Source organism: Trichloromonas sp., assembly GCF_041583255.1.
Taxonomy (GTDB): domain Bacteria; phylum Desulfobacterota; class Desulfuromonadia; order Desulfuromonadales; family Trichloromonadaceae; genus Trichloromonas.
In genome coordinates this window covers 1-5337 of record NZ_JBFHGD010000220.1, presented here as the reverse complement: position 1 = coordinate 5337, position 5337 = coordinate 1, and the positions used below count along the sequence as shown (strand labels likewise).

Here is a 5337-nt window from a genome sequence, read left to right as displayed (position 1 = left end):
TCCCAGGATGACCTGACCGACCTGGCCCTGCTGCGGCTCGACCTGATGGTGGCCATCGCGGTCGGCGAGGGGGGGCTGCCGGGACGGGTCCACTACGCCCACGTGCTGCCGCCCGGTTCCGGGGGGCAGAGCGTCGAGACCCTGTCCGCTCCGTCGCTGCATGATCTTGACTTCGACGCCGAGGCCTTTGTCAACGCCCTCGACGAGGAACTGGAACGGAAGATGGGGGAAACCATCGACCTCTCCGATTCTCGGGAAAAGGCCATTCTCATCTCGGTCAGCCAGGGCGCGCGCCAGGAAACCGAGGATTCTCTCGATGAACTGGCTGAACTGGCCCGCACCGCAGACCTGATCGTGCTTGACCGGGTGATCCAGCGCCCGCGCCAGCTCAACCCCAAGTACCTGATGGGGGAGGGGAAGGTCAAGGAAGTCATCATCCGCGCCCTGCAACAGGGGGCGACCCTGCTGGTTTTCGATCAGGACCTGTCACCGGTTCAGGTGCGCTCCATTTCCGAAATCACCGAAATCAAGGTCATCGACCGCAGTCAGCTGATTCTCGACATTTTCGCCCGCCGCGCCCATACCCTCGACGGCAAGGTACAGGTCGAACTGGCCCAGCTCAAGTACATCATGCCGCGGCTGATCGGCCGCGGCACCGCCATGTCCCGCCTGATGGGCGGGATCGGTGGCCGCGGTCCCGGCGAAACCAAGCTGGAGACCGATCGCCGGCGCATCCGCGACCGCATCGCCCGGCTCGAAAAACAGCTGGCCGGGCTGGCCAAGGGCCGCCTGCAGCGGCGGCAGCGGCGCATCCGGGCAGAAGTGCCGATCGTCTCCATCGTCGGCTACACCAATGCCGGCAAATCGACCCTCTTGAACGCTCTGACCCAGAGCAAGGTCTTCACCGAGGATCTGCTCTTTGCCACCCTCGACACCTCGACCCGGCGGCTGCGCTTCCCCCTCGAGCGGGAGGTGATCATCACCGACACCGTCGGCTTTATCCGCAAGCTGCCCAAAAGCCTGATGGGGGCGTTCAAGGCCACCCTCGAGGAGCTGGAGGATGCCGACCTGCTGATGCATGTGGTCGATCTCGGCAATCCCCGTTTCGAAGAGCATATCCAGGCCGTGGAGCGGATTTTGCAGGATCTCGAACTCGACCGCATCGCGCGGCTGCTGGTATTCAATAAAATTGATATGGTTCCCCAGGAGGAAATCGCCCCGCTGTGCCGCCGTTTTAACGCCATTCCCGTGAGTGCCCGGGAGCGCAGCACCTTTGACGGATTGCTGGCCGAACTGCAGCGCCGGTTCTGGCCCGACGAAGCGTGAAACACGGAATGCCAATTTGTGCCGGGCATTTCGCGGTTTTTTCTGGAGGTTGACATGAAGATCTACTGGGCCTTGCCCGCCTTTTTGCTGCTCAGCGGCTGTTTCTCGCTGACGCCGGACAAACAGGTCGCGGCCCCGGCGGTTATCAAGCGCAAAGTGGTGGTTGCCCCGCCCAGATCGCCGGTGCGTACCGCTCCCCAGCGGCCGACCTTTTCGGTCATGGCGGTGGCCGAGCCGGCCGCGGTCGAGACCGGGCCCTCGCCGCTGGCGGAAGAGCTCGATGCCGAGACCCTTGAAGACAACCTGATCCTCTCCGGAGCCGACCAGTTCCCGCCTGAAAACGAAGGGCTGACCCTGCTGCCCGATGATATGGTTTTCGATTTTCCCGTGGTCGAGAATGAGAAGGTGCGCTACTACGTCGATTATTACACCGGCCCCGCCCGCGGTACCTTCACCCGCTGGCTGCAGCGTTCGGAGCGGTATGTCCCGTTCATGCGCAAGATCTTCGAAGAGGAGGGGCTGCCGCAGGATCTGAGTTACCTGGCCCTGGTCGAGTCGGGCTTTAACGACAAGGCCTACAGCTGGGCCCATGCCGTCGGCCCCTGGCAGTTTATCGAGAGCACCGGCAACCACTATGGCCTGAGCAATGACTGGTGGCGTGACGAGCGCCGGGATTTCGAAAAATCAACCCGGGCGGCGGCGAAATTCCTCAGCGATCTGTACGACCGCTTCGACGGCGACTGGTATCTCGCGGTGGCGGCCTACAATGCCGGCGGCGGCAAGATTTCCCAGGCCGTCAGGAAGTACGAAACCCGCGACTTCTGGGAGCTGACCCGGGGCTCGTACCTGCAGCCCGAGACCAAGAACTACCTGCCCAAGCTGCTGGCCGTGCTGACCATCGCCAAGAACCCCGAGGAGTACGGTTTCGTCGATCTCGACTGTCTGGCGCCCCTCGATTACGACCTGGTTACCGTCTCCGATGTCACCGACCTCGACCTGGTCGCCAAGCTCTGCGAGGTTTCCTACGACGAGATCAAGGCTCTCAACCCGGAGCTCAAGCGCTGGTGCACCCCGCCCGGTGTCGACGAGTACGAGCTGCGCATCCCGGCCGGCAAGAAAGAACTCTTCGAGGAGCGCTACGCCCAGGTTCCGCCTGACCGGCGCGCCAACTACAAGCGGCACAAGATCGCCAGCGGCGACACCCTGGGGGCGATCGCCAGGAAATACAACATCCGGGTCGATGACATCATCGATCTCAACGACATCCGGAACCCCCGCTCCCTGAAGGTCGGCAGCGACCTGATCCTGCCGCTGCACCAGAGCTTCAGCCGTTTGCCGGTAGAGGAGATGCAGGACGACTATGTCCGTTCCCGGCGCAAGAGTTACACGGTGCGCAACGGCGACAGCCTGTGGTCGATCGCCAGGCGGTTCGATGTCAGCGAGAAAGAACTGCGGGTCTGGAACAAGCTCGGCTGGAGCAACGTGATCCGCCCCGGCCAGACCCTGGTGGTTTCGAGCAAGGGAAAATCCTCGCAGACCGCCAAGGCGGCAAGTTCAGCCAAGCCGGCGGCAAAGGCAACCCGCAAGATCATCTACCAGGTCAAGTCCGGCGATACCCTGTGGGATATCGGCCGCAAGTATTCGGTCTCGACCAGCCACATCAAGCGCTGGAACAAGCTGGCCGAAAACCATGTGCTGCGTCCCGGCGACAAGCTGACCCTGATGGTACACGATGAACGTCGCGGCTGAGCCCGAATCGGCACTCTTTCTCAACCGGATAGGCGGTCCGCTTCCCGCGGGGTATGACCGGCTCTATTTCGGTGCCGAGTTTTGCCCCTGGATGCTGCCGCAGCCTGCCGCCGCGGTCGCCGCCTGCCGGGCCGCCCATCAGCTAGGCTGGCGTTTTACCCTGGCGACGCCGGTGCTGGCCGAACCGGTGCTGCCGCGCCTGCGCATCCTGCTTGCGGCACTGGCCGCCGAGTTCGGGCCCGGTGATGAAGTGCTGATCTCCGACTGGGGCGCGCTGGAGCCGGTCCGCGAGCTGCTGCCGTCGCTGCCGGTCCTGCTCGGCCGGGCCCTGTCCGGGCAGAAGCGCGGACCGCGCATTCTCGACCTTTCACTCACCGCCGAGCAGCGGGCGTATTTTCAGCGCGGCAACTGGTATGGCCGGCAAGCCTCCGCCCTGCTGGGCGAGCTGGACATCGCCCGGGTCGAGCTGGACAACCTGCTGCAGGGGCTGGCGCCTTTGCCGGACGGCCTGGCCGGTTCGCTCCACTATCCCTTTGCCATGGTGACTTCGAGCCGCAACTGCCCGTTCCGGCAGGAGCCCCAGGCCACTGGCTGTGCGGCCCGCTGCGGCGAGGTGTTCAGCCTTCAAAACGAGCAGACTCCGGTGCCGCTGCTGCAATGCGGCAATACCCAATTTCTGCAGAACCAGGCGCTTCCCGCCGACCTTCCCGCCCTTGGTATCGATCGCCTGGTGCACCATCCTCTTCTGCCCCGCTGAACGGCGGCAAGATGGTCAGACCCAAGCATATCCCTTTGACTTTTATAGGCGGGATTGCTACACTCTGTCGGCCTTAAATCGGCTCATGAACACATCCTGAAAGGATTATCCCGATAATGCTCAATATTGTCATTTCTCTTGTTGTTGCGCTGCTGGTTCATGGCGGCCTGTCGCTGCTGGCCGGGGTCGACCAGTGGATCGCCACCATCGCCTCCGTGGTCACCTTTCTGCTCCTCTATTTCCTGCTGACCCGCTTCGTGATGAAAAAGATCGGCGTCCTGATGGAATCCGCCCAGCGCGACATCCAGGCCGGACGCGCCGAAAAGGCGGTCAAGGAGTTGCAGGGGGGCTTCAAGTACGCCAAGTGGCAGTTCTACATCAAGGGGCAGCTCAATGCCCAGATCGGCACCATCCTTTATCTCAAGCGCGACTTCACCCAGGCTTTCGACTACCTGCAGAAGGGCTTCGTGCGCCACTGGGTGGCCATGGGAATGCTCGGCATCTGCTATATGAAGCGCAACAAGTCGGGAAAAATGATCGAAACCTTCGACAAGGCGACGGCGGCCAACAAGAAAGAGCCGATGCTCTGGAATCTCTACGGCTACTGCCTGGATAAAATCGGGCAAACGGACCAGGCCATCGCGGTGATGGAAAAGGGGATCAAGAAGACCGGCGGCAATGAAGCCCTGCAGGCTAACCTTGATGCGCTCAAGGCGGGCAAGAAGATGAAGATGCAGGCCTACGGCGACCTCTGGTACCAGTTTCACCTGGAGAGTCAGGGGACCCTCATCAAGCAGCAGACCAAGGCGATGCAGGGTCGGCGCAAGATCGTAAGGCGGTAATCGTGACGCGGAAAAAAAGCGACAAGACTCCCGCCTCGACCAAAATGCAGAATAACCCCTTCAAGGATTTGAAGGGGTTTTCCGTTTCGGCTTCTGCAAAGAAGCCGAGTGAGCCGGAAAGCAAGCCGGCGGTTCCCGCTTCCGGCGAGGAGGCTCCGGCCAGCTTCGCCGAGGAGATGACCCGGCTCGGGGTGCAGCGGCTGGCCAAGCCGGTGCCGGCCAGAGAGCCAGCGCCGCCGGTAGCGGAAAAGACCGCAGCCATCGCAGCCCCGGTCAACGACGAGGAGCTGTTTGCCGCGGCCTTGGGCAAGCTGGACCGGGTCTTTGTCGACCAGTATCCCGAAGACGAGAATCCGGCGGCTTCGCCCCCGCGGCGGATGAAACAGCTGCGGCAGGGAAAGCTGGCTCCAGAGGCCAAGCTCGACCTGCACGGGATCTGCTTTGGAGTCTCTTAGAACGTAAATCCGCACCTGACGCCCCGCTCTTGCGCCGCTTCTCCCGTTCCCAGCGGGCGCGGACGATGGCCACCTGGCCGTCGTCCAGTGTCGAGAGATGGCTCCGCACATGGATGTCGAGGTCCGCCAGCAGCTTCAGCAGCTGCTCGCTCGTCACGCCGAATTCGGCTGCGAGATCGTGGACCCGCGTCTTAGTCGCCACGCTGTC

5 protein-coding genes and 1 pseudogene are annotated in these 5337 nt (G+C 62.7%); 5 read left to right on the top strand and 1 reads right to left on the bottom strand.

Going from position 1 to position 5337, the window contains the following annotated elements; genetic code table 11:
• The 5 genes from hflX to ABYV89_RS14205 form a co-directional block, all read left to right on the top strand.
• Positions 1-1326 (top strand): GTPase HflX (gene hflX, locus ABYV89_RS14225; protein ID WP_432823598.1); only part of this gene is annotated, 1326 nt, incomplete at its 5' end.
• A gap of 54 nt (positions 1327-1380) precedes the next feature.
• Positions 1381-3075, top strand: a complete 1695-nt coding sequence (locus ABYV89_RS14220) for a LysM peptidoglycan-binding domain-containing protein (RefSeq protein WP_432823597.1) — start codon at positions 1381-1383, stop codon at positions 3073-3075.
• Positions 3059-3832 (top strand): hypothetical protein, encoded by a 774-nt coding sequence (locus ABYV89_RS14215; RefSeq protein WP_432823596.1) that lies wholly within the window; start codon positions 3059-3061, stop codon positions 3830-3832. Before ABYV89_RS14220 ends, ABYV89_RS14215 begins: the two co-directional genes overlap by 17 nt.
• Before the next feature lie 116 nt (positions 3833-3948).
• Positions 3949-4674, top strand: a complete 726-nt coding sequence (locus ABYV89_RS14210) for a tetratricopeptide repeat protein (RefSeq protein ID WP_432823595.1) — start codon at positions 3949-3951, stop codon at positions 4672-4674.
• A 2-nt stretch (positions 4675-4676) separates the two neighbouring features.
• Complete coding sequence (locus ABYV89_RS14205) at positions 4677-5129, top strand: hypothetical protein (RefSeq protein WP_432823599.1); 453 nt, start codon at positions 4677-4679, stop codon at positions 5127-5129.
• Between the two features lie 70 nt (positions 5130-5199).
• Here ABYV89_RS14205 and ABYV89_RS14200 read toward each other — a convergent pair.
• Positions 5200-5331: pseudogene (locus tag ABYV89_RS14200) on the bottom strand (translation initiation factor IF-2 N-terminal domain-containing protein); the annotation flags it as partial.
• Positions 5332-5337 lie beyond the last annotated feature (6 nt).

What these genes read in the sequence shown, in the direction of transcription:
- ABYV89_RS14220 (WP_432823597.1), top strand. Translation starts at nt 1,381, where the DNA reads ATGAAGATCTACTGGGCCTTGCCCGCCTTTTTGCTGCTCAGCGGCTGT.
- ABYV89_RS14215 (WP_432823596.1), top strand. Translation starts at nt 3,059, where the DNA reads ATGAACGTCGCGGCTGAGCCCGAATCGGCACTCTTTCTCAACCGGATA.
- ABYV89_RS14210 (WP_432823595.1), top strand. Translation starts at nt 3,949, where the DNA reads ATGCTCAATATTGTCATTTCTCTTGTTGTTGCGCTGCTGGTTCATGGC.